Consider the following 23,691-nt stretch of genomic DNA (forward strand, 5'->3'; position numbering starts at 1 on the left):
TTAAAACTTTAAATATTATCTCAAAGAGTTGTACAAACAATACTATCTCCAATTATTTAAGTTTTTCGTTGTTTTTATGGCGGTCGGCATCCCGAATTGATTTCTTTTGAAGATTTTGTTCCAGAGCTTCTGTTAGATCAATTCCCGTTTGATTGGCAAGACACATCAAAACGAATAATACATCGGCCATTTCATCTGCTAAATTGACTTCTTTGTCTGATTTTTTGAAAGATTGCTCTCCGTATTGTCGAGCCATTATTCGGGCAACCTCACCGACTTCTTCCATGAGTATGGCGGTGTTTGTCAGTTCGTTGAAATAACGTACTCCGGTACTATTGATCCATTTGTCAATAACCTCTTGTGCTTCTTTAATTGTCATCTTTTTCAATAAAAAATTAAAAGTTGTCCTTATCTTTTGTATCCATGACGATGGTAACTGGACCATCATTCAGTAGGTCGATTTTCATATCTGCTCCGAATATGCCAAGTTGAACCTCTTTTTGGAGCAATTGACTTAACAATAAAGCCATCTCTTCATACATTGGTTTGGCTTTATCCGGTCTTGCTGCTCTGATAAAAGAAGGTCTGTTTCCTTTTTTTGTTTGAGCAAAGAGGGTGAATTGTGAGATGAGTAAGATATTTCCGTCTATGTCCTGTATCGATTTATTCATCAGGCCCTGTTCATCCTCGAAGATGCGTAAGTTGATGAATTTCTGTCCTAACCATTTCAGATCTTCTGTTGTGTCAGCTTCTTCAACTCCTAATAAAATCATTAAACCCTTCTGGATCTTGCCTGTAATCTGATTATCTACCGTACAAGAGGCGTTTTTCACTCGTTGTATAACTGCGCGCATAATGAAAAGTATAAAACCAAAGGTAAAAATTCCGATTGTTAAACACGATGTAATGTGCAATTTATCCGCCATATTAAATAAAAAACGTCTCTTGCTTCCTCAGGAAAAAAGAGACGTTTTTTTATTTAAATAAATTGTTTCTAAAATTTGAAATTCAAGCCCAATAGGAAATTTGTTGGTGCTTGTGGGAAATAGAAATTATAATATTTTCTGGTATCACCTTCCATCCAACCGAAGGTGTAGCCATTGGCTTCGTACTTTTCGTTTAAGATGTTGTTGACCTGTAAAGTTGCACTGATGTTTTTGATACCTAATGCTGTAAAGCTATAGTTTGCTAACAGATTGTTGACAAAATAAGAAGAAATGCTCCTCTCTTTCGCCGATGAATTATCTAGATATTGTGTTCCTACAAATTTGGATAGAAGAGAGAATGTAAGTGACGTTATCGGACTATAAGAAAAATTACTTGACAAAATCGTTCCCGGAGATAAAGCAATGTTTGTTTTTGAATAAAATATCCTTGTATCACCGATTACCTCTTCAAAGTCTTTAATTTTATTTTGGCTGAAACTAGCTGTTGCTTTCCAGTTGAACTGTTTGCTGATGTTCCATGATCCATCGAATTCAAGCCCCATTCTATAGCTATCTTTGACATTTTGTCGAATTGGAGAGCCAGTATCACTGATTTCGCCTGTTGGGATCAACTGATCTTTGTAAAACATGCCATATCCATTCAATCCGATGTTGAATTTTTCATTTGTAAAACGATAGCCAAATTCGATGTCCTGCATTTTTTCCGGGGTAGGGTCTGGTAAGGCGCTATTTTTCTCTATAAAATCCTTGCGAACAGGTTCTTTTTGTGCAAAGGCATAAGAAGCGTATACATTTGAATGGTCATTTAGCAAATAAGTTGCACCAGCTTTAGGGTTCAAGAAATTAAACTTAGGATGATAATTATAATTTTTCACCTTATCATCATCACCATACATGTGGTAATCTACATTCCGATATTGAATATCGGCCATTAATATCCACTTGTCTAGTTTGTAATCGACCTTTAAGAAATTACTGAAATCATTTTTTTGTGATTTCCCGAAGTAATATTTGTCGTCAAGAAAACCGGTTGATGCATATTGTGCCCAAATCACCTGGCCATAATGTTTTCCTTTGTATTGATTATAAGCTCCACCCCAAGTAATTTCAAGCTGATCATTCGGTCTGTAATTTAGGGCATAGGTCACGCCATAAAAATAATTATCAAGCCATCTCCTACGGACGAGATCTGTTTTTTGTATGGTATCTTTACCAATGATGACGTTAGGCAAACCGTATTTACTTAGTTTATCTCCCGGTCTCATTTCTTCATAGTAACCATAACCTCTTGTATAGTGTAAGGCTGTATTGAGTGTCAATTTGTCGTTCAGGATATTGGTATAATGAAGTTGATGATGTTTCTGCGTATAATTATCTGTTTGATTTTGATACGTATATAGATTATAATTCCGGCCAGCGTTCATGAAACGATCCTTCTCTGCGTCCGAGATTTCGAGTGCATTATCAGCATAGTCATCCATGCGCGATCGATCGCCAGTAATCAATGGTTCAGGAACGCCATTCCAGGCTTGATATGTCTTTTCTTTTCCCCAGAATACAATTCCTTTTAAAATATGTTTCTTGCCATAATAGCCTCCGTCCACATAGAAAGACTGTAAGTCTGAACTACCTCTCTCGATATAACCATCGCTACTGATTCGAGATAATCTGGCATTGAAGGCAAATTTGTCGTTAATTAGTCCGGTACCTACCTTGACTGTATTTTTCCAGGTATTGTAGGAGCCAAATGAATTGTTGAGTTCTGCGTAAGGGGGTTCGACTAAAGTATTGGACTGAATATTTAATGAGGCTCCAAATGATCCGGCACCATTCGTCGAAGTCCCAATACCACGCTGAACTTGGATGCTCTCAGTAGAAGAGGCAAAGTCGGGAAGGTTTACAAAAAATGAACCCATGCTCTCCGCATCATTTAAAGGGATTCCATTTAATGTTACGTTGATTCGTTGATTATCCGATCCCCTGATTGTCATTCCGGTATAACCTATGCCTGCACCGGCATCGGAATTGACCTGCACGGATGGAGTCTGATTTAAAAGGAATGGGATATCCTGGCCGAGGTTGTTACGCGTTATTTCTTCTTTGGAGATGTTTTTAAAGGTTGTAGGAGCATTTCTTTTGGCACGGGTAGATTGAACAAGCACCTCTTCCATTTGAATTGTACTAGGTTCTAACGCTACCGTAAGCTCCAAATTGTCTTTAACATCCACATTTTGGCTCCATGTTTTATATCCAAGAGAAGATACCTGGATCTGGTGCTTACCTGTATTGATACGATATAGTTTAATCAGCCCATTTTTGTCCGATTGGCCAGCAAAGGATGCTTGTCCATCTATAGATATGGAAACATACTGTAAGGGGGTCTGATTGGTATTGTCTACAGCTTTAATTGTCAGATTTTGTTGCGCAATGGCAATTTGGCTTGAAATAGTAGCTAAGGAGCTACAAATCAAAAATTTGATCATGGTAATGTATTTTGTTTGAGTTAAACAAATCATAGCAAGGGGTTACTACGACCGCACTATTTAACTAACCTCTCCCTACGCCAGCATTATCTGGATCAGGTGTACAGAATTTAATCTGTTGGGTATAATCTCAGCCTTTATTTGTGTTCCTGACAAAACAAGGCACCCCTATTCGATGCTGCGAATATATAAATTTAAAATTGAAATGAAGTATAAAGAAGTAATTTATGACAAATGAAAAAGAGCGGATTTGCGGTATTATTTCTTTTTGGTTAAAAATTTGTGCAAATTGTTGTTTTTGGTATTTATTGTTCTTTTTAGGTACCTTGGCATGAATTTTTCTACTAAAGGTATGTATTCATACAGGTCAAAAAAATTTAGTTACTAAATTGATAGTGAGGAGATAAAATGTTAAAATATTTAAGCGCTAATTATATTCTGCCGATTACTTCAATGCCAATAAAAGACGGTATTGTTTCGGTAGATGAGGAGGGGGTAATTCAAGGTATCTATGACCCAACTTCATTTACACCTTCAGATAAAACGAAGGTTGAGAGATATGAAGGAGTGATAATTCCAGGTTTTATCAATGCACATTGCCACATTGAATTGTCGCATATGAAAGGTATTGTTCCTAAAGGTACGGGGCTTCCGAGCTTTCTCAGTAAGGTGATGACAACGCGGTCGGCATCGATGAAAAAAATAGATGACGCTATGGCCAAAGCCGATCGAGATATGTACGAAAATGGTATTGTCGCAGTCGGAGATCACGCCAACACTGATAATTCTTCAAAATTGAAGGAAGATTCACAGATATTATATCACACATTTGTGGAGGTGCTCGGAATTGAACCTGAAGAAGCTGACTTTAAGTTAAAGGAGGCTAAATCGTTGACCCAAGAGTTTAGGAATGGGCATGTATCCATTACTCCGCACGCTCCCTATTCTTGTTCGAAGGTCCTTTTTAAAAAATTCAAGAAGATGGTTCCGGAAACAAATATTATCAGTATTCACAATCAAGAAAGTGAAGAGGAGAATAAACTGTTCCGTTATAAAATGGGTGAGTTCTTGGACTTTTATAAAAGTATAGGAAAAAATGCTGATGCGATTAAGGCGCAGGCAAGAAATTCGATTCAGTCTTATCTTCCTTATTTGCCTTATCCAAATAAATTATTGTTGGTTCATAACACCTATACCTCTCTTAAAGATTTGGATTTCGTAGAACGTATGGATCGTGATGTGATGTGGTGTCTCTGTCCAAAGGCCAACCTTTATATTGAGGGAACATTGCCAAAGGTTCAGAATTTTATGAATGCCGGACAGCGTTTAGTAATCGGAACGGACAGTTTAGCTTCAAACGATACATTGTCCATTTTGGAGGAGCTAAAGGTATTGCATGCGCACTTTGAGGATCTGGATTTCTTGCAGACTATTCAATGGGCTACAATCAATGGTGCTATCGCGTTGAACATTGAGGATGAATTTGGCTCCCTTGAAGTGGGTAAAAAACCTGGGATTGTGTTGTTGCAAGGTATGGAACACATGCGCCTAAATGAAGATGTTAAGGTAAAACGTTTAGCGTAGTATTTAATTCCCCAAAACTTCTGTACTTTTGCTCTTATTGAACCGTCCATGACTATAATAACGAAACTATAGTCATGGTAAGTTCCATCTGACCGATGGAAGAAAAAATAAGTTACAGATGAAACATTTGAATATTTCAATAAGAGGTAAAGTACAGGGTGTCTTTTTTAGATTGACAACCAAGGCGGTTGCAGATCAAGTCGGTGTTAGAGGCTTTGTTGTCAATTTAAAAGATGGTTCTGTCTATATAGAGGGCGAGGGCGACGATTTTGCGCTAGATTCACTATTGGAGTTCTGCCAAGAAGGACCCGAGGGTGCAATCGTTGAAAGTGTTGAGGTAAAGGAAGGCGAAATGAAGGGCTTCTCCAATTTTGAAGTAGTTAAAAGAGTTCAATCTTAAGTCTTTTCCGCCTTGTCAGTACTTAAAAAATTCGCCGGACAGACCATGATTTATGGCCTGAGTACGATTATAGCCCGTATGCTGTATTTCGTCATGACGCCATTGTATGTCCTCAAATATCCACCTGCGTCCTACGGAATATTTACTCATATGTACGCCTGGGCATCCATGATCAATGCCGTTTTGGCATTTGGTATGGAAACAACTTTTTTTAGGTTTCTCCAAAAAGTCGAAGAAAAGGATAAAAAGCAGGTTTTCAATAACAGTTTTATCGTCATTGCCTCTTTGGCAACATTATTTTTTATTACGGCCATAGTCTTTGCTGGCACTATTGGTAGCTGGTTGAATAAGGGAACTTACAATGCCGATTACGAGAGCTATGTGAAGTATTTCGCCCTCATATTGGCATTGGATGCTTTAGCTATTGTTCCTTTTGCGAAATTGAGATCGGAGGGAAGGCCTATTCGATTTGGTGCTATTAAATTGGCCAACATCGGTATTATGGTTATGCTTAACCTATTCTTTATTGCGCTAGTTCCCTATCTGATAAAAGATGGTGGTGCTTTGGGCACTTGGTGTTCCGGTTGGTATAGAAATGAATGGATAGGTTATATATTTATTTCTAATATTGTGGCAAGTGCAGCAACCTTTCTATTGCTCCTGCCTGAAATGAAAGGGTTTTATTTTAAACCCGAAAAGCAGCTAATCTTAAAGATGCTATCGTATAGCTTTCCGATTTTAATTGCCAATATTTCTTATATCATCAACGAAAATTTAGATAAAATTGTGTTGCCAATCTACCTGCCTAAGGATATTGGTGATCGCGATTTGGGGATCTATGGAGCCGTTGGAAAATTAGCGATGTTTCTGAGCATTTTTGTTCAGGCTTTTCGATTGGGTGCCGAACCATTTTTCTTTTCTTATGCAAAAAATGCTAATGCAAAGAAGACCTATGCGTTGATTATGGAATATTTCGTAATTGCCATGATGTTAGTTATGCTGGGGATTACAGCGAATATTGACTGGCTGAAGTATTTTATTAAAGGAAATGTGGAAACTCGTGACTTATATTGGTCTGGACTTTTCATCGTTCCGCTATTACTATTCAATTATGTGCTGCTGGGAATCTATATGAATCTTTCGGTATGGTATAAGCTTTCTGACCAAACGCGGTACGCTTTGTATATTTCATTGGTAGGCGCAGGAATAACTGTCGTTGCGAATTATTATCTGATTCCTAGATACAGTTATGTTGGAGCATCAATAGTCACATTTTTAGCCTACTTTTCTATGGTGGTGCTATCTTATGTATGGGGACAAAAACATTATCCTATACCTTATAAATTGGGCAAGATCCTGATATATATAATTGTAGGAATATGTTTCTCCTATCTATCCTATTTTGTATTTAATCATAATACCTTCGTTGGTAATGGGCTTTTGATTGCTTACATTGGAGGTGTATTTCTGATGGAAAGAAATCACCTCAAGCGATTCATAAAGAAAGACGCTTAAACGAAAAAAGGTCGTGCTAATGTTAACTTAGCAGACCTTTTTCTTTATAAATCGTAGACTTCAGGATTATACCATTTCTGCCGAGAAATTGTGTTCAATTTCATGAAGTACCTCAAGAATCTCTGCCTGGCTTTGAAGGCTAACCAATTTCATTCGGTGTTCTTTAAAGTTGGGGATTCCTTTGAAGTAATTCGCATAATGCCTGCGCATTTCAAAAATACCCAATTTGTCACCTTTCCATTCAATGGATTTGTTCAGATGTGTTCTGCAAACCTCGACACGTTCGGCAATAGTTGGTCCTTCTAAACGCTCACCAGTATTGAAAAAATGTTTTATTTCTCTAAAGATCCAGGGGTATCCGATTGCTGCACGGCCAATCATAATGCCATCCACTTCAAACTCCTGCCGCCATGCCGCAGCTTTTTCGACAGAGTCTACATCGCCATTGCCAAAAATTGGAATCTTGATGCGCGGATTGCGTTTGATATCACGAATCATAGACCAGTCCGCCTGACCTTTATACAGCTGCGCGCGCGTACGTCCATGAATCGCAAGTGCTTTGATCCCCACATCTTGTAACCTTTCGGCAACTTCGTATACATTTTTTGTGTTGTCATCCCAGCCAAGACGTGTTTTCACCGTTACGGGTAGATCCGTAGCCTCAACGACAGCTTTTGTCATTGCAACCATTTTATCGATGTCCTGTAGCAGGGATGAACCAGCTCCTTTACAGACTACTTTTTTAACTGGACAGCCGTAATTGATGTCGATTAAATTAGGCCCTGCTTTTGTGCAGATCTCAGCAGATTGACGCATACTTTCAATATCTCCACCAAAGATCTGAATGCCAATAGGACGTTCATATTCAAAAATATCAAGTTTTTGAATTGACTTTGCAGCATCCCGAATTAAGCCTTCCGAGGAAATAAATTCAGTATACATTAAATCAACACCATTCTGTTTGCACACATAGCGAAACGGAGGATCACTTACATCCTCCATCGGAGCTAATAACAATGGGAATTTACCCAAATCAATATTTTCACCAATCTTGACCGACATCTTCGATAATTTTTTACAAAGGTACAAAATTTGGCATTAGTATAAAGTTAGCTAACTGTCACGAGTTTAGAGCCGATTTTTGATCTCTTCAGATCCTGTCGAACGTTGACCGTTCGAATCGCTAACCCCGCCAAATTCAGAGTTAAGTGAAAGTATAGTCTTCCTAACGTCAGGGTTTGATTTCCTTATATTTCTTTTACAAATTCTTTGATAGCTTGTCCAGGATCGGCTGTCTTCATGAAATTTTCACCAATTAAAAATCCTTGGAATCCAGCTCTTTTTAGAGCTTTAATTGTCGAAGGATCAGATATACCGCTCTCAGACACTTTAATATATTCTGTTGGTATTTTGTTCAGGAGATCATAAGAATGCTGAATGTCGACAGAAAAATCTTTAAGGTTTCTATTATTGACACCAATTGCGTCAATGTCATCGAAAAGATTATCCAACAGTTCCTGTTCGTTGTGCACCTCAAGTAAAACATTTAAACCCAATTGGTGTGCATAGGCTGCAAATTCCTGTATTTCCTCCTTTTTCAGACATGCTGCAATTAAGAGGATGATATCTGCTCCATAAGCTTTCGCTTCGGTGATCTGATATTTATCCACGATGAATTCTTTTCTTAAGATAGGAATGCTAATAGCCTCGCGTGCTTTCGATAGATCTTCTAAATTGCCTTTGAAAAATTCGCTATCAGTAAGAACCGAGACTGCCGAAGCACCTGCCTCCTCGTATGCCTTTACAACATCTTCCACTGCTGAAGTACTATTGATGTCTCCTTTTGATGGCGATGCTCTTTTGTATTCCGCTATAATTCCTGTTTTTTCAGGATCAAGAATAGATTCTCTCAACGATAGACAAGCCACACTGAAATAGGGATAGTTTAATAGTTCCTCAAAAGGAACTAAAGCTTTTGCTTTTTCTACTTCTATTTTTTTTCGTTCAATGATTTTATCAAGTATAGTCATTTTTTTAGATGTTAGATTCCCAACCAGTTTTCAATTAATTTTTTACCATTTGTGGTCAATACCGACTCTGGGTGGAACTGCATTCCCCTTACATCGTATTCGGTATGGGTTAAGGCCATAATGATGCCATTCTCGTCGGTTGCCGTTACCTTGAGGCTAGCTGGTAGGGTGTCTTTGTTTACAGCCCAAGAATGGTAGCGTCCAATTTTGGAATCTTTTGGGAAGTCCCGAAACAATTTCTCTGACTCATCAACAACAGAAATATTTGTTGCTACGCCATGCAAAGGTTTTTCCATATTGAATAGTGTACCACCAAAGACTTCTGCAATAGCCTGTTGGCCTAAGCAAATACCCAATATACTTTTATGTGGAGCGTAGGTACGGATAACATCAAGTAATAATCCAGCTTCTTCTGGAATACCTGGGCCCGGCGAAAGAAGTATTTTATCGAAAGCATCAATATCTTCCAGTTTAAATTTATCATTTCTCCATACAACATATTCTTGATCTAATTCCTGTAACAAATGGACCAAGTTGTAGGTGAACGAATCGTAGTTGTCTATAACGACTATTTTATTGTTGCTCATAACCTTTTGCTATAAAATCTTGATTAATATAATTTTCAATTTCCTGGAATATGGACTGAATAAATTCGATTGGCAAATGAAATCTTTTTGCCAGTAGGACATAATTACTGTCCAGGTTCCGAATGATATTCTGCTCTTCGTTTTGCTCATCCTCGAAGGACTTGCCTTTGCCGATATAGGTTTTTCGTAATGCCAATAGCTCAACGATGCGGTTGTCAATGGTGTCTACCGAATCATGGATATGTTGCTTGTTGACACAGTATTCCAATGGTCTGATCATAATGTTTCTGCTAATTGTAATGCTTTTCGTAGCGCAGCAATTTTGTTATTTACTTCTTGTAGCTCCATTTCGGGGTCTGAATCTAATACGATACCGCCACCGGCCTGATAATGTAAGGTGTTTTGCTTACTTAGGAAGGACCGGATCATAATGGCATGATTAAAGTCTCCGTTAAAACCCATGAATCCGATTGCACCCGAATAAAATGAGCGTTGTAATCCTTCATAACGATCAATCAATGTCAACGCCATATGTTTTGGAGCACCTGAAAGCGTACCCGCAGGATATGTATCACCTACGATGTCAAATGGGTTGATATTATCTTTTAATGTGCCCGTTACTTTGGAGACCAAGTGGATAATATGCGAGTAATATTGTGGTTCCATGTAGGACTCAACTTTAACTTGGGTGCAATGTCTACTTAAGTCATTGCGGGCAAGATCGACGAGCATAACATGTTCGGAAGTCTCTTTTGGGTCTTCTTTGAGCTTGGTGGCTATCTTTTGATCTTCCTCCATGTTACCTGTCCGTTTGAATGTTCCTGCGATAGGGAAAATCGTCGCTTGTTTCCCGTGGATACGCAGTTGAGCCTCAGGCGATGATCCGAAAAGTTTAAAGTCACCATAATCAAAATAGAAAAGATAGGGCGAAGGGTTGATGGAGCGGAGCGCACGATAGACATTGAATTCATCACCGGAGAACGGTGTCTTAAAGCCTCTGGATGGAACGATCTGGAATACATCACCACGTTGGATATGCTCTTTCATCTTCTTAACCAACTGACGGTGTTCTTCATCGGTACGATTGGAGCTTTCCTCGCCAGCTAGTTTGAAGGTATATTCAGGGAAGTTTTTGTTCTGAATAAGGAACTGCATTCTTTCAAGTTCTGATTCTTCGTCATCCAGCAGATGTTCAAAAATATAGAGTTGATTACGGAAGTGGTCGATGGCAATGACATATTTGTAAACATGATATTGCATAAACGGTATTTTCCGTGCCGGATCTACCGTTGTTGTTAGTTTGATGTCCTCAAAGTGTTCAATACAATCGAAGGTGAAGTAACCAAATAGGCCATTGGAGATCAAGTTAAGTTCAGCAATTGTATGATCTTCGAAGGAATTCCTAAAATCGGAAACTTCTTGACGTAATTCGATTTCGTGCGCATTTTTTACGATACGTTCTCTACCCGGATAAGTGAGCGTCAGCTCTTTCTCATCGAGCTGGATTCCGGCAATTGGTTGACAACAGATGTAACTGATGTTGTTGTCGCGACTATGGTAGTCGGAGCTTTCCAGTAACAATGAGTTTGGAAAGATATCTCTTAGGCGAAGATAGATGCTCACTGGTGTAGTTGTATCCGCGAGCAACTTTCTGGTTTTTGTTTTGAATGTATACTTCATTTTTTGTGTCTTATCTTCTTGTTGTAAACTATGCATAAAAAAACCCCGATACTGGTCAGCATCGGGGTTGGAATTTCCATAAATGGTTTTGGTTGATTATGAAATATTATGACAATACCAATTAGTTCCCGATGCTTATTGCTTCAGGCCACCACCAATTTGTATTTGTATATCTTCGTGTCATTATTACACAAATTTATAAAAAAAAAATAAATAAGCAAACTTTTTGTGACAAAAAAACAAAAATTCACCTTATTTCTTAATCATTTAATAAATCAGGACGTCTTTCTTGCGTTCTTTTTAACTGTTGTTCATCTTTCCATGCAGCGATTTTTGCCTCATGACCACTAAGGAGAATATCAGGTACTTTGTGGCCTTTCCAGTCTGCAGGGCGTGTATAGATAGGCGCATCTAGTAATCCATCCTGAAAAGAATCTGAAAGCGCGGATGTCTCATCCGACAAAACTCCGGGAATCAGACGGATAACAGCATCTGTAACAATCGCCGCTGGAAGCTCACCTCCGGACAGTACATAATCACCGACTGAGATCTCTTTTGTTACATAAATATCACGGATACGTTGATCTATTCCCTTGTAATGCCCACAGAGAATCATCATATTTCTTTTTGTAGATAATCCATTCGCAATATCCTGATTGAATGTTTCACCGTCGGGAGTCATGTAAATGATCTCATCGTATTCCCGTTCAGCTTGCAATTGCTCTATACACTTGGCAAAGGGTTCTATTTGAAGGACCATGCCCGATCCGCCCCCGTACGGATAATCATCGACACTTTTGTGTTTATTTGTTGAATAGTCTCTTAAATTGTGGACATATATTTCAGCCAAGCCTTTGTTCTTTGCTCGTTGCAAAATAGAGTGTGCAAATGGACTTTCCAAGAGGTCAGGTAAGACCGTAATAATATCAAAACGCATGGGGCAAAGATACACAAAAATGCACCATTGTCTATTTATAAGATTGATTCGCTTATCTTTGTGCCAAAATTAAGTGTATATACAGTGATTGACGTAAATAATATTTCTGTTTCCTTTGGGGGAACAACTCTTTTTTCAGATGTATCTTTCTCCATCAATGAGAATGATAAAATCGCATTGATGGGTAAAAATGGTGCCGGTAAATCCACCTTACTGAAAATTATCGCTGGAGTGGGTAAACCTACTACAGGTAATGTTGCTGGTCCGAAAGATGCCATTATAGCCTATTTACCGCAACATTTGTTAACAGAGGATAACGTGACTGTTTTTGAAGAAACATCAAAGGCTTTCGAAGAAGTCTATGGTATGCGTGATGAGTTGGAAAACCTGAATGAGCAATTAAATATCCGTACAGACTATGAGTCTGACGATTATATGCAATTGATCGAACGTGTATCCGAATTAAGTGAAAAGTTCTATTCGATTGAGGAAGTTAACTATGATGCAGAAGTTGAAAAGGTCCTGAAGGGGCTCGGTTTTGAGCGTTCGGATTTTACAAGACAGACTTCTGAGTTTTCCGGTGGTTGGCGGATGCGTATCGAATTAGCTAAAATATTATTGAAAAAGCCCGATTTGATTTTATTGGATGAGCCAACCAACCACATGGATATCGAGAGTATCCAATGGCTGGAAGATTTCTTGGTCAATTCGGCTAAAGCAGTTATCGTTATTTCGCACGACAGAGCATTTGTCGACAATATCACCAATCGGACCATCGAGGTGACGATGGGAAGGATTTATGATTATCGTGCCAAGTATAGTCATTACTTGGAATTACGTCAGGAGCGTCGCCAGCATCAGCTAAAAGCGTATGAAGAGCAGCAACGCTTTATTGCGGACAATCAGGAGTTTATCGATCGTTTCAGAGGTACCTATTCTAAAACATTGCAGGTGCAATCACGTGTAAAGATGCTGGAGAAATTGGAAATCATTGAGATAGACGAGGTAGATACTTCTGCACTGCGTCTTAAATTCCCACCATCCCCGCGCTCAGGTCAATATCCTGTTATCGTTGAGGATCTAACCAAGGTTTATGATGAACACGTCGTATTTCAAAAAGCAAATATGGTCATCGAACGTGGTGAAAAGGTCGCTTTTGTCGGGAAGAACGGTGAGGGTAAATCGACCATGATCAAAGCAATTATGGGGGAAATCGATTTCGAAGGTACGCTGAAAGTAGGGCACAATGCAAAAATTGGGTACTTTGCACAAAATCAGGCCGCATTACTTGATGGAGAGATGACCGTTTTTGATACCATTGATCAAATCGCTGTAGGTGAAGTGCGTGTTAAAATGAAAGATCTCTTGGGTGCTTTTATGTTTAGTGGTGATGACACGACGAAAAAGGTGAAGGTATTATCTGGAGGAGAGCGAACTCGTCTGGCCATGATAAAACTTCTTTTGGAGCCAGTGAATGTATTGATTCTCGATGAGCCTACCAACCATTTGGACATGAAGACCAAAGATATTATCAAAGATGCCTTAAAGGATTTTGATGGTACGTTGATCCTTGTTTCACACGACCGTGACTTTTTGGACGGCTTGGCTGAGAAAGTCTTTGAATTCGGAAATAAACGCGTACGGGAGCATTTTGAAGATATTAAAGGTTTCTTGGAATACAAGAAGATGAGTAGCTTGAAGGATATTGAACGTTAGCATCTAAATAAACGTAGTATAAAACCCGGTAGGGGACTCAGTTTTAAAAAGCGGCTTTTATATCAAAAAGCCGCTTTTTTGCGTTTTAAACAATGATTAAATCGAATCTTCAAGCTTTTGTCCCTTAATCCCAAAGCGTGTGAAAGATACCTTCCCGATCAATACCACTACTCCGAGTCCAACTATTCCAAAATCGTAGTTATTCTTTTTATCTATGCTTATCGTTTAATACCGTTTTTCTAAGTTGATATTTACCGTTTATGTTGATACTATGAAAGACAATTATCAGCAGATCGGTATGCGGCGCTTTTCTCGCTCCAATTAGTTTGCTGGTATTGAGCCTTTTGTTGTAAACCAACAGATAATCCGTATATTGAGCTCTCCTAAACATCAATTTTATTTATGATCATTGGATTAGACATTGGGACATCATCTGCGAAAGCTGTTGCATTTGACTACGAAGGTAACATCTTGTCGCAGCATAGCATATCTTATCCTATATTAAACCCGTCGGAAGGCTGGTACGAGCAAGATCCGGAGATTGTTTATGCGGCATGTATTGAGTCTGTTCGGTATGTAATGATTAGCTTAAGGCAATCTCGTGCTGAGATACCGAAACCCGTATGTATTTCGGTGAGCAGTGCTATGCACGGACTGATCGCTGTTGACTCGGCGGGGCAGCCACTTAGCAATTGCATTATATGGGCAGATCGCAGAAGTGAGCATATTGCGGTTGCCTTGGAGGCAAGTGAGGCGGGCAGGCTGCTTTATCAGCAGACGGGTACACCAATACATCCCATGTCTTTGCTTTGCAAATTAATGTGGATAAAGTCCAACGATCAAAAATTATTTGCGCAGTCGCACAAGTTTATCGGTATCAAAGAATTTCTTTTTTACCGGCTCTTTGGAGTTTACGTAGTCGATCATTCCATCGCATCTGCAACTGGGCTTTTCGACATACATCACCTAACATGGTCTGATCAGGCGTTAAGCTTGGCAGGTATATCGGAAGAGCAACTAGCATCTCCAGTTCCGGTCGATTATATTTTAAATATGCCTAGCCAAAAAATTGCGGCCTTGATGCAGATCCCTGAAGATACCCCTTTTGTTATAGGTGGTAGCGATGGCTGTTTGGCTAATCTCGGGGTAGGGGCTATAAGTCCCGGAGTGGCTTCGGTAACAATCGGTACCAGTGGGGCTATTCGCGTAGCAAGTTCGCAGGCAAATCAAGAAAAAAAACAGAGACTATTTACATATCTACTTAGACCAAATGAATATATAATTGGTGGTGCGGTTAACAATGGCGGTGTATTACGCAACTGGTTTCGAGACAACTTTTTGTGCGAATTTACCCAAATGGAAGCAGATGGAGATCCTTCTGCGTCGTTAAATGCTTTGGTCGACTCCGTCGTTCCCGGGGCGGAAGGCTTGATATTCTTGCCCTATCTAACTGGTGAACGGGCACCACATTGGAATTCCAATGCAAAAGGCGTTTATTTTGGAATACAGTTGCATCATGGCAGGGCGCACTTTGCACGTGCCATGATGGAAGGGATGTTGTTTGCAATTTACAGTGTAGGACTCGCCTTAGAGGAGAACACCGGTCCCATTCATACGATCTTTGCAAGCGGCGGCTTAGCGCGTTCATCGTTGTTGGTGCAGATGCTTGCAGACATTTTCAATAAACCTGTATTTACCAAAAATACAGTAGAAAGCTCTGCTTGGGGAGCAGCATTGATAGGCTTGGAAGCCTTGGGTATACAGGGAGGTGGTCCTACTATAAAAATCAAACAAACGGAAGGAAAGCAAGATACCGAGCACTGTTATAAACCGAGTGCGGAGAATCACGCTGTATATGTTAGAAACTTCCAAAAATTTGAACGCCTGTACCATTTATTGGAAGCGGAGTTTTAACTAGATATAAATCATTATGCCTCTAATCATCGTTATTTTGGGAGTAGCTTTACTACTTCTTTTAGTCACTGTCGTCAGGTTAAACACGATCTTTTCATTACTGATAACCTCCGTTGCGGTCGGTTTTGCGATGAATATGAGTGCCGTCGATATCCTTAAATCTGTTGAAACTGGAGTGAGTACCACTATGGGCCAGTTGGCACTATTGTTGGCTTTCGGGGCTCTACTGGGGAAATTGATGGCGGAAGGTGGTGCTGCAGAAAAGATTACAACGGTGCTAACTGCTGTATTTGGCAAAAAGAACTTACCTTGGGCAATGGTTCTCACGGGCTTTTTAGTAGGAATTCCCTTATTCTACAATGTCGGTTTTATCGTCTTAGTACCATTCGTTTTCATGGTATGTGCTTCCAATAAAATGCCATTGCTTTACGTCGCCATTCCGTTGCTGGCAGCGCTGTCCGTGACACACGGTTATTTGCCTCCACATCCGGGAGCTACGGCCATAGCGCTTACCTACAAAGCGGATATAGGTTTAACAATGGTGTATGGCATTATTGTGGCAATTCCTGCCATAATTATCGGTGGACCGCTCTTTGGCAGGATGCTTAAGCGTATTCCGACCAACCCACCCACTGAGTTTTTTCCTGAACACAATCAAGCAGATCGAAAAGAGCTTCCCGGATTTGCAATTAGTATATTTACGGGGCTTTTTCCAATAATTTTAATTGCTTTTGGTTCATTTTCCCATCTAATATTTCCAGAAGGCTCCTCTTGGCTGAAGGCACTACGTTTCTTGGGTGACCCGGTGGTGGCTTTAATGATTGCATCGCTAATGGCGATGTACACAATGGGTATCCGCCAAGGCAAAAGTTTGCGGCAGCAGTCAGCAAGTGTGGAAGAAGCAATCCGCGGGATAATGATGATCCTTTTTATCATTGCAGCATCAGGCGCTTTCAAGCAAATTTTGGTAGATAGTGGTGTAGCGAATTACATCGCTGACCTAACCGCAGACCTGAGCTTGTCGCCTCTTGTGCTTGCATGGTTAATAGCCGGTATCATTCGCCTAGTTATCGGTTCGGCTAGTGTTGCTGGGCTCACGGCAGCGGGCATTATGCTTCCCATTGTGCAGGGAGGAGAGGTTACTCCTGAATTAATGGTGCTAGCGACGGGAGCGGGTAGTCTCATGTTCTCACACGTCAACGATCCGGGGTTTTGGATGTTTAAATCTTATTTTGGAGTGAGCATGAAGGATACGTTTCGCTCATGGACGGTGATGGAAACGCTCGTTTCTGTTATTGGGTTGATCGGTGTCTTGATTTTACACTGGCTTGGTCATTGACAGCGAATGGGAAAGTTTCATATTGCTAGGATACATTAATAGGACAGAGCGTCTTAAACGAATATTAAATTATATAGGCCCATAATCGGTTGATTATGGGCTTTTTTTTGATGAAAACCTTTGTTTGGTTTTTTTTTTCTTAATATCGTGACAATGAGCCAAATTTTGTTGTTCTAAAACTATGCAGAGATTACATCGTTTTTATATTTTTTTTATTGATTTGGGTAGGAAGCTGCCTCCCCGGGCTGTCAGCTTTCGGGCAAATTATCGCCTATACCGTCGACAATTTGCCAAGCCCCAAATTACAGGGACAGGATTATTTTGTCTCCAATCCTGATGGGATTCTATCCTCGGGTACAGTGGCCGAATTAGATGGCTTATCGACGCAGATTGAGGCTGCTACAAAAGGTGAATTTGCAATCGTTGTTGTGAATGATTATGTTGGCGACAGTGATTTCGAATTTGCCTTAAAATTATTCAATACCTGGGGTATCGGTAAGAAGGAAAGTAACAATGGGCTTTTGTTGTTTATTGCTAAAGACCGACATGAATACCGTTTTATTACAGGGTATGGTATGGAAAGTATTTTGCCCGATGCCTATTTAAAACGTATTGGAGAAAAATATCTCGTACCCAATTTTAGGAATGAAGATTACGACCGCGGTGTTAAGGAGGCCGCAGAATTTATTAAGACAATACTTACCTCACCGGATAGTAAGGCCGAGCTGGAACGCTTGATGCCAGAGGCAACGCCGGTCTGGAGCTTTAAAAGTCCTATTCTGCGAAATTCACTGTTGGTTTTAGGTTTATTTGCGATCTGTTATATCTGGTTGGGCGAAGTGACGCGAGCGATCAAAGGAAAGTTGACCAAAAAAAGTAAATATTTTCCGCCTTTAGTCAGTGGATGTGGCTGTATGGGGATATTAATGTTTATCTCGGTGTTTATCTGTGCATTTGCCCTCAATAATTTTGAGAAGGTCTATCAGTGGAAAAATCTACCTTATTTTATAGTTGTTTTTGGTAGTATTACCCTGGCGATGAAATACAATGCAAGCCGCACGCAAATTGTTAATTCCTATCAGGATGAGGAAAATATTCAAAGGGCTCTACGTAAATTTCGTGTCTGGGGTTTGGTTCCGCTATTACTGAGTCCATTGGCACTATTTGATCTCATTGGATTAAACAAGCGCATTCGGAAGAATCAACTTCGATTGATGCCGCCAGATCAATCTGGTCGTTGGTTGCGCATGAATAAGGATGATGTATCTACCCGTGAAAGTGCGTACCTGGATAAGGGGCAGCTTTTGGAGGAAAAAATCGGTAGTCGTTCGTATGAAATCTGGATAGATCAGGCGACCAATGAAACAAAGCTGGTTCCCTGGGACGAGAATGTTGGGTTCAGTGAATGTTCTGCATGTCATTATAGAACTTTTGAGACTGGACGTACCAAGACGATACGTGCAGCAACTTATAGTTCGCAGGGATTGGAGGAACGCTTTGACTTATGTAAGAATTGTGGACATCGGGTATCTCATGGTGAACACTCGACTCCAGTTAAAGTGCGCTCAACATCGAGTAGCTCTGGTGGAGGATCTAGCAGTAGTGGTGGCGGTGGAAGCTTTGGCGGCGGATCTTCTGGTGGGGGTGGTGCCGGTGGAAGATGGTAATCGGTAATTTAGGGCAAAAAAAAAAGGTTTCCAAACGGGGAGAATGAAAACCTTAAATAACCAATTATAAACCTAAATTATGATGACACAAATATAGTGTATATATTACACTATGCAAATTTTTTTTTAAAAAAAATGAAAAAATAAATTACAGCTAGCGCGAGATGATTTCTGTTTATAAATTAAAACCAAAATTTCAGCAGTTGCTGATGCCGATCTTGAACTTTTTACATAGAAAAAAGGTAACGGCAAACCAGATCACGATCGGATCTATTGTATTGTCTTTGATCATTGCTTTACTGTTTTGGTATGCTGATCGTTTCCCGATTTTCTTTTTGGCCCTGCCAATCGGATTGTTATTACGAATGGCCTTGAATGCCTTAGATGGCATGATGGCACGACTTTTTAATCAGACTAGCAAGACGGGCGAAGTCTTGAACGAAGTCGGAGATATTGTTTCGGATGTCGTGCTATTTTTTCCTTTGCTGAAGTTTCATCCAGAAAGCATATATCTTATCGTCGCTTTTATCGTATTAAGTGTTGTGAATGAATTTTGTGGATTGATCGGGAAGGTGATTGCCAATGATCGTCGTTACGATGGGCCGATGGGTAAAAGTGATCGTGCTTTGCTGTTGGGGGTATATGGAATTTTAGCATTATTGCATATTTCAATGGTTACTGTTTCAGGTTATATTTTTGGTGTTTTGTGCTTACTCTTACTTTTGAGTTCGGTAACTCGATTGAGAAAGGCTTTGGCGCATGGCTGATGCCAATAGCAAGTTCGCAGATGTTCCTGTTCGTGTTAGAAGCTGGGGTTATATTGTCTTGGTGTTGGCGGTTGCCTTCGTTCCACCAACAATATCACCCTTGTTTGTGGCCTGGATAACCTTTCAAGGGATGCGCGAGTTTGCTCGTATGTTTATCCCTGAATGTAAGACGCAACCATTGGTTTTTCTTTGCATGGCATTGTTGCAAGCGTTGCTCCTATACTTTTGTTCCTATCGAGAATATCTATTGTTGGCTAGCTTCTTGTGTTTGGTGACTGCTTTGTTTTTCAAATATGGTTTAAAGGTTAAGAAGGGAGCAGTATTTGGACTATTTTTGGGCGCGGTAGCTTGTTTGCTTGCATTTAGCCATTTAGCTTTTATCCGATCCATTAAAGTGGATGGCAACCCGTTCCTAGGACTAAAATTAATCGGATATATTGTTGTGTTAACGGAACTGAATGACGTCTTTCAATACCTGATGGGTAAGTTTTTTGGCAAACGTAAAATCGTTCCGCGTATTAGTCCAAATAAGACAATTGCGGGATGTGTGGGCGGTATCAGCTTAACAATTATATTGAGTAATTTATTGGGCTATTTTTTACTGCCATTTCAGAATTTTCTATACTTTTCGTTGTTCGGTTTGTTTTTCGGTATTTTGGGATTCTGGGGAGATGTCCTTTTTTCCTATCTGAAAAGAAAGACAGGAGTGAAAGATACTGGGGCATTAATTCCTGGGCATGGTGGATTATTGGATCGTATCGATAGTCTGATCTTCAATGCGCCCCTGTTTTATGCTTTGATTATCCTGTTGTTGGGGAATTAATAGGATTTGATGAATGTGGTAGTGAGAAGGCTAACTAAAATTTCAATCTGATGGCTTATCAACGTGCTGTTTTATTTTCGGGGGGTGGAACTCGGTTCAGTCTATATCTTGGTATGTACGCTGCGCTGGATGAGCTGGGCTTAAAGCCAGATCTGCTTATCGCGAGCTGCGGTGGTTCAATGGCAGTGGCTGTTATACAGGCCTTTGCTACACATGAAGCTCGCAAGTCCTATCTGCAATCAGACGAGTTTTATCAGTTTTTCCTACATCATCGGCTTACAGAACAGCGTCGTTTGGGGAGGCTGGGCGTGTATGTTTTGAAAAAACAGTTTAATAAGAAACGGGCACCCTTTATTGAGGACGTTTTTAATCGCTATCTCGTCCATATGGAACAGGATCTTTCCTTACTATTGCCTACATTGGATAGACCATTCTCAACAGCAATTCCAGCACTTGTGGTCGGCGCTAAAGTGCTGTTCAGTCCGTCTGAAGTTGGGCAGCGGCGTGGGGACCGGAAACTATATCAAAAGATATTGATGGGAACTCAGGATGTATTGGCAAACGTGCCCGTTGAGGCAATAGGAATTTCGGCTAGTAATTACGAGCATAGTGCAGTGGCTAAAGCGGTTCATTTGAGTGCTGAGTTTTCTATGCTACAGGCGGCCCGTATTTCGATGTCCGATATGTTTTATATTGAACCTGTATGCTCCAATAAAACCTATTATACGGGTGGAGCAATTGATCTTGTACCAATGGAGCTAGCAAAGTCGCTTGCTCAAAACATCATATGTGAGCGAAAACAACCTTATAAACCGCAAGAAGAAGCGTTGGTTCGGGCAGTATTAGGCTTTAGCGGAAATAAACGATTAACAGATTTGGAACAGCAGTTTCCTTATGCACATTGGATTGATACACAGAATGCCGCGGAACAATTAGCTGGGAAATACTGTAAAAAAGGAATTGATTGGTCTAAATTTGAAGTTACGCTGTCTTTCCCGATTGATCAACAAGAATTTGCTGAAGCGATGGAAGCGCAATGGAACTATGGCTATGAGGTGACATTAAATTCATTGAAATGAAAGTATTTATTGCCGGTGGTACAAGTGGAATAGGCCTTGCTTTGGCCAAGCGTTATCTTGAGGAAGGAGCAGAGGTAGCGGTATGTGGACGTGATCTGACGAAAATGTCAGCCTATCCTTGGGGACATAGCATCAGAAGTTTTGAAGTCGATGTATGTCAATTGAGCAGCCTGCAAAATGCCGTCAGTTCATTTTGTGCACGTATGCCTTTAGACCTCTTTATCAATTGTACAGGGAGTTACGCGGATGACGTTGCTCAACAAATAAGCTATCAGGAGGCGGTGGCTATGCTCCAGGTCAATATGATGGGTACTTTAAATTGTTTTGAAGCGGCGAGAACTGCTATGCAAGGTCAGTCGGAAGGACAAATTGCAATCGTTGCATCAGTTTCGGGAACGCTCCATTTTCCCAATTCAAGCCTATATAGTAAGACAAAGCGTGCTGCAATCCAAGTGGCTGATGCGTATCGTAGGGCACTTTGTCCGTATGGAATTTCGGTTACTGTTATTGCTCCGGGCTATGTTGATACGGATAAACTGCGAGCCCTCAATAAGCAAGATTTGTCTAAAAAACCATTCTTAATCCCTGTAGACGATGCAGCACAGCGTATAATGACAGCTATCGAACAGAAGAAGAAGCAAGTCGTTTTTCCGAAGCGTATGAAGTGGTTGATGGCATCTCTGGGACTACTTCCAAATATTGTGTTGAATAAAATTATGTCAAGGAAGGCCAAATGGATGAAAAACGACTGAAAAATAGGGGGCTGCAATTTGCTGTCTTCCTTTATTGTGCGCTATTTTTCCAGTTGACTTATTCTGCTGCTGCGGTCCATGCTGCAAATCAGACTACTGTATCTTCGTTTGTGTTTCCTTTTGAACACTTTATGCCTTTCGTTTCTTGGATGATTATCCCCTACATGAGTAGCGGTTTGTTCTTCGCTTTGGTTCCTTTCTGTTGTCGAAGTCGAGAAGAGCTTTGGGTCTATACGAAGCGTTTCAGTTTCATTACCATCGTCTCTATTTGTTGTTTTTTTATTTTTCCCTTGCGATTTTCCTTTGATAGGCCTAGTGTTGAGAATCCAATTTTTAAACTTTTCTTCGCTTTTTTAAGTAAGCATGACTCTCCATTTAATCAAGCCCCTTCGCTGCATGTGGCGTATGCATGTCTGTTTTGGTCTGTGCTCGGTAGGCAGCTAAAAGGCTGGACACGCTGGATAGTGGGGATTTGGTTGCTATTCATGGGAATTGCTACACTCACTGTTTATCAGCACCATCTGGTGGATGTGTTGACCGCGATGATTCTGGCTCATGTCGGATTTGTCCTATTCCCATCTCCATCGGTATTGCTTCATGACAGCGCATCATCTACACTAAAGGCGGGGGAGTTGCCCTTTTTGCCCGGGACCGAAAAGATGAAATTAGACGAAAGGGCGAAATTAGACTTGGAGGCCGAAGTTTGTCGTAGAAACCAAGGAATTGGCTACGTTTACTACGCCATCGGCTGGTGTTTGCTGTTACTGGCATTGTGGGGCGGGACTCATGCATTTGGATTATATCTTTTGTGTTGGCCATCCTTAGTCTGTATTGCGGTAGGAAGAAATTATGTTATCAATAATCCAACGTTTCTGAAAAATGAAGAAGGTTGGATACCCGGCTTTAAGAAATTGTTTTATAGCCCATACCAATGGATTTATTGGTTGTTGTGGCGATTCGTAAGACGTCGTAATAAATCATCATTGCTTGAGATTTTACCACGTTGTTATGTAGGCCCGAGGACGACAGCAGAAGATATCCGTGTGCTTGGTCTGAATAAGCATCTGGTTGTTTTTGACCTGGCTGCAGAATTGGAAGAAATAGCGATCCTACATGTACAGGAAAACTATCATTCATTTCCATTGTTGGATATAGCGGCAATTACGCTGGCTGATGCCGAAAGGATATTGGCTGCGCTCGTCATCCGTTATCAGCAATTGAAGCGAGGTGAAAATATGATTATACATTGCACAATGGGCTACAACAGGAGTATGATTTTTGCTGTTCTATTGTCACAAAAAATATTATCTTTAGATTTAATGGATGCTATAGATTTGGTTAAATCTCATAATAAGCATCTTGTGTTGCATAAACATACACTTCAGTTGATGGAGGTGCTAGTCGAGAGAAATAGCTAGACAGTCATTTGCATGATCTTTGTTGTTAAATATGCTATTTGATATTAGTCAAT

At 40.3% G+C, this 23,691-nt stretch carries 21 protein-coding genes; 12 read left to right on the top strand and 9 right to left on the bottom strand.

Annotated features, from left to right (window positions below; all coding sequences use genetic code 11):
• Positions 1–52 precede the first annotated feature (52 nt).
• The 3 genes from BV902_RS03645 to BV902_RS03655 all read right to left on the bottom strand — a co-directional run bounded on the left by BV902_RS03645 (position 53) and on the right by BV902_RS03655 (position 3,430).
• Positions 53–379, bottom strand: a complete 327-nt coding sequence (locus BV902_RS03645) for a nucleotide pyrophosphohydrolase (RefSeq protein WP_075990824.1) — start codon at positions 377–379, stop codon at positions 53–55.
• 16 nt (positions 380–395) lie between these two features.
• A complete protein-coding gene (gene dtd, locus BV902_RS03650) occupies positions 396–854 on the bottom strand; it encodes a D-aminoacyl-tRNA deacylase (protein WP_075994611.1) in 459 nt (152 codons plus the stop codon).
• Positions 855–994: 140 nt separating this feature from the next.
• A complete protein-coding gene (locus BV902_RS03655; protein WP_075990825.1) occupies positions 995–3,430 on the bottom strand; it encodes a TonB-dependent receptor in 2,436 nt (811 codons plus the stop codon).
• Between the two features lie 408 nt (positions 3,431–3,838).
• Here BV902_RS03655 and BV902_RS03660 point away from each other — a divergent pair, with 408 nt between their 5' ends.
• From BV902_RS03660 to BV902_RS03670, 3 genes are all read left to right on the top strand, one after another.
• Complete coding sequence (locus BV902_RS03660) at positions 3,839–5,014, top strand: amidohydrolase family protein (protein ID WP_075990826.1); 1,176 nt, start codon at positions 3,839–3,841, stop codon at positions 5,012–5,014.
• A 118-nt stretch (positions 5,015–5,132) separates the two neighbouring features.
• Positions 5,133–5,414, top strand: coding sequence for an acylphosphatase (locus BV902_RS03665; RefSeq protein WP_046674815.1), 282 nt, complete (start codon positions 5,133–5,135; stop codon positions 5,412–5,414).
• A gap of 45 nt (positions 5,415–5,459) precedes the next feature.
• Positions 5,460–6,929: a lipopolysaccharide biosynthesis protein gene (locus BV902_RS03670; RefSeq protein WP_075990827.1), complete on the top strand. Its 1,470-nt coding sequence runs from the start codon at positions 5,460–5,462 to the stop codon at positions 6,927–6,929.
• Between the two features lie 66 nt (positions 6,930–6,995).
• Here the strand turns inward: BV902_RS03670 and dusB are convergent, their stop codons facing one another.
• From dusB to trmD, 6 genes are all read right to left on the bottom strand, one after another.
• Complete coding sequence (dusB, locus tag BV902_RS03675; protein WP_046674816.1) at positions 6,996–7,991, bottom strand: tRNA dihydrouridine synthase DusB; 996 nt, start codon at positions 7,989–7,991, stop codon at positions 6,996–6,998.
• A 185-nt stretch (positions 7,992–8,176) separates the two neighbouring features.
• On the bottom strand, positions 8,177–8,959 hold the full coding sequence (trpC, locus tag BV902_RS03680) for an indole-3-glycerol phosphate synthase TrpC (RefSeq protein ID WP_075990828.1): 783 nt from the start codon (positions 8,957–8,959) through the stop codon (positions 8,177–8,179).
• A gap of 11 nt (positions 8,960–8,970) precedes the next feature.
• Entirely contained in the window at positions 8,971–9,546 is a 576-nt protein-coding gene (locus BV902_RS03685) for an anthranilate synthase component II (protein ID WP_075990829.1), read from the bottom strand.
• Positions 9,533–9,826: a chorismate mutase gene (locus BV902_RS03690; RefSeq protein WP_075990830.1), complete on the bottom strand. Its 294-nt coding sequence runs from the start codon at positions 9,824–9,826 to the stop codon at positions 9,533–9,535. The genes BV902_RS03685 and BV902_RS03690 overlap by 14 nt, the downstream gene beginning before the upstream one ends.
• Positions 9,823–11,226 carry an anthranilate synthase component I family protein gene (locus BV902_RS03695; protein WP_075994612.1) on the bottom strand — a complete coding sequence of 468 codons (1,404 nt, stop codon included), beginning with the start codon at positions 11,224–11,226 and terminating at the stop codon, positions 9,823–9,825. Before BV902_RS03695 ends, BV902_RS03690 begins: the two co-directional genes overlap by 4 nt.
• Positions 11,227–11,485: 259 nt before the next feature.
• Positions 11,486–12,163 carry a tRNA (guanosine(37)-N1)-methyltransferase TrmD gene (gene trmD / locus BV902_RS03700; protein WP_075990831.1) on the bottom strand — a complete coding sequence of 226 codons (678 nt, stop codon included), beginning with the start codon at positions 12,161–12,163 and terminating at the stop codon, positions 11,486–11,488.
• An 84-nt stretch (positions 12,164–12,247) separates the two neighbouring features.
• Here trmD and BV902_RS03705 point away from each other — a divergent pair, with 84 nt between their 5' ends.
• From BV902_RS03705 to BV902_RS03745, 9 genes are all read left to right on the top strand, one after another.
• Positions 12,248–13,879, top strand: coding sequence for an ABC-F family ATP-binding cassette domain-containing protein (locus tag BV902_RS03705; RefSeq protein WP_075994613.1), 1,632 nt, complete (start codon positions 12,248–12,250; stop codon positions 13,877–13,879).
• A gap of 402 nt (positions 13,880–14,281) precedes the next feature.
• Positions 14,282–15,793: a gluconokinase gene (locus BV902_RS03710; protein WP_075990832.1), complete on the top strand. Its 1,512-nt coding sequence runs from the start codon at positions 14,282–14,284 to the stop codon at positions 15,791–15,793.
• A gap of 16 nt (positions 15,794–15,809) precedes the next feature.
• Positions 15,810–17,132 (top strand): gluconate:H+ symporter, encoded by a 1,323-nt coding sequence (locus tag BV902_RS03715; protein ID WP_075990833.1) that lies wholly within the window; start codon positions 15,810–15,812, stop codon positions 17,130–17,132.
• A 215-nt stretch (positions 17,133–17,347) separates the two neighbouring features.
• A complete protein-coding gene (locus tag BV902_RS27515; protein WP_172840642.1) occupies positions 17,348–18,799 on the top strand; it encodes a TPM domain-containing protein in 1,452 nt (483 codons plus the stop codon).
• A 164-nt stretch (positions 18,800–18,963) separates the two neighbouring features.
• A complete protein-coding gene (locus tag BV902_RS03725) occupies positions 18,964–19,566 on the top strand; it encodes a CDP-alcohol phosphatidyltransferase family protein (RefSeq protein ID WP_075990835.1) in 603 nt (200 codons plus the stop codon).
• Positions 19,559–20,389 carry a phosphatidate cytidylyltransferase gene (locus BV902_RS03730; RefSeq protein ID WP_075990836.1) on the top strand — a complete coding sequence of 277 codons (831 nt, stop codon included), beginning with the start codon at positions 19,559–19,561 and terminating at the stop codon, positions 20,387–20,389. The genes BV902_RS03725 and BV902_RS03730 overlap by 8 nt, the downstream gene beginning before the upstream one ends.
• A 50-nt stretch (positions 20,390–20,439) precedes the next feature.
• Positions 20,440–21,468: a patatin-like phospholipase family protein gene (locus BV902_RS03735; RefSeq protein WP_075990837.1), complete on the top strand. Its 1,029-nt coding sequence runs from the start codon at positions 20,440–20,442 to the stop codon at positions 21,466–21,468.
• Positions 21,465–22,220, top strand: coding sequence for an SDR family NAD(P)-dependent oxidoreductase (locus BV902_RS03740; RefSeq protein WP_075990838.1), 756 nt, complete (start codon positions 21,465–21,467; stop codon positions 22,218–22,220). The genes BV902_RS03735 and BV902_RS03740 overlap by 4 nt, the downstream gene beginning before the upstream one ends.
• On the top strand, positions 22,202–23,638 hold the full coding sequence (locus BV902_RS03745) for a phosphatase PAP2 family protein (RefSeq protein ID WP_075990839.1): 1,437 nt from the start codon (positions 22,202–22,204) through the stop codon (positions 23,636–23,638). The genes BV902_RS03740 and BV902_RS03745 overlap by 19 nt, the downstream gene beginning before the upstream one ends.
• The last annotated feature ends 53 nt before the right edge of the window (positions 23,639–23,691 follow it).

It is taken from the genome of Sphingobacterium sp. B29 (assembly GCF_001952815.1).
Classification (GTDB): Bacteria; Bacteroidota; Bacteroidia; order Sphingobacteriales; family Sphingobacteriaceae; genus Sphingobacterium; species Sphingobacterium siyangense.

Coding starts and splice junctions, on each gene's coding strand:
- BV902_RS03745 (WP_075990839.1), top strand. CDS start 22,202: ATGGATGAAAAACGACTGAAAAATAGGGGGCTGCAATTTGCTGTCTTC.
- BV902_RS03655 (WP_075990825.1), bottom strand. CDS start 3,430: ATGATCAAATTTTTGATTTGTAGCTCCTTAGCTACTATTTCAAGCCAA.
- BV902_RS03660 (WP_075990826.1), top strand. CDS start 3,839: ATGTTAAAATATTTAAGCGCTAATTATATTCTGCCGATTACTTCAATG.
- BV902_RS03665 (WP_046674815.1), top strand. CDS start 5,133: ATGAAACATTTGAATATTTCAATAAGAGGTAAAGTACAGGGTGTCTTT.
- BV902_RS03685 (WP_075990829.1), bottom strand. CDS start 9,546: ATGAGCAACAATAAAATAGTCGTTATAGACAACTACGATTCGTTCACC.
- BV902_RS03645 (WP_075990824.1), bottom strand. CDS start 379: ATGACAATTAAAGAAGCACAAGAGGTTATTGACAAATGGATCAATAGT.
- BV902_RS03730 (WP_075990836.1), top strand. CDS start 19,559: ATGGCTGATGCCAATAGCAAGTTCGCAGATGTTCCTGTTCGTGTTAGA.
- BV902_RS03710 (WP_075990832.1), top strand. CDS start 14,282: ATGATCATTGGATTAGACATTGGGACATCATCTGCGAAAGCTGTTGCA.
- trpC (WP_075990828.1), bottom strand. CDS start 8,959: ATGACTATACTTGATAAAATCATTGAACGAAAAAAAATAGAAGTAGAA.
- BV902_RS03715 (WP_075990833.1), top strand. CDS start 15,810: ATGCCTCTAATCATCGTTATTTTGGGAGTAGCTTTACTACTTCTTTTA.
- BV902_RS03695 (WP_075994612.1), bottom strand. CDS start 11,226: ATGAAGTATACATTCAAAACAAAAACCAGAAAGTTGCTCGCGGATACA.
- BV902_RS03690 (WP_075990830.1), bottom strand. CDS start 9,826: ATGATCAGACCATTGGAATACTGTGTCAACAAGCAACATATCCATGAT.
- BV902_RS03735 (WP_075990837.1), top strand. CDS start 20,440: ATGGCTTATCAACGTGCTGTTTTATTTTCGGGGGGTGGAACTCGGTTC.
- BV902_RS03740 (WP_075990838.1), top strand. CDS start 21,465: ATGAAAGTATTTATTGCCGGTGGTACAAGTGGAATAGGCCTTGCTTTG.
- dtd (WP_075994611.1), bottom strand. CDS start 854: ATGCGCGCAGTTATACAACGAGTGAAAAACGCCTCTTGTACGGTAGAT.
- dusB (WP_046674816.1), bottom strand. CDS start 7,991: ATGTCGGTCAAGATTGGTGAAAATATTGATTTGGGTAAATTCCCATTG.
- trmD (WP_075990831.1), bottom strand. CDS start 12,163: ATGCGTTTTGATATTATTACGGTCTTACCTGACCTCTTGGAAAGTCCA.
- BV902_RS03670 (WP_075990827.1), top strand. CDS start 5,460: ATGATTTATGGCCTGAGTACGATTATAGCCCGTATGCTGTATTTCGTC.
- BV902_RS03725 (WP_075990835.1), top strand. CDS start 18,964: ATGATTTCTGTTTATAAATTAAAACCAAAATTTCAGCAGTTGCTGATG.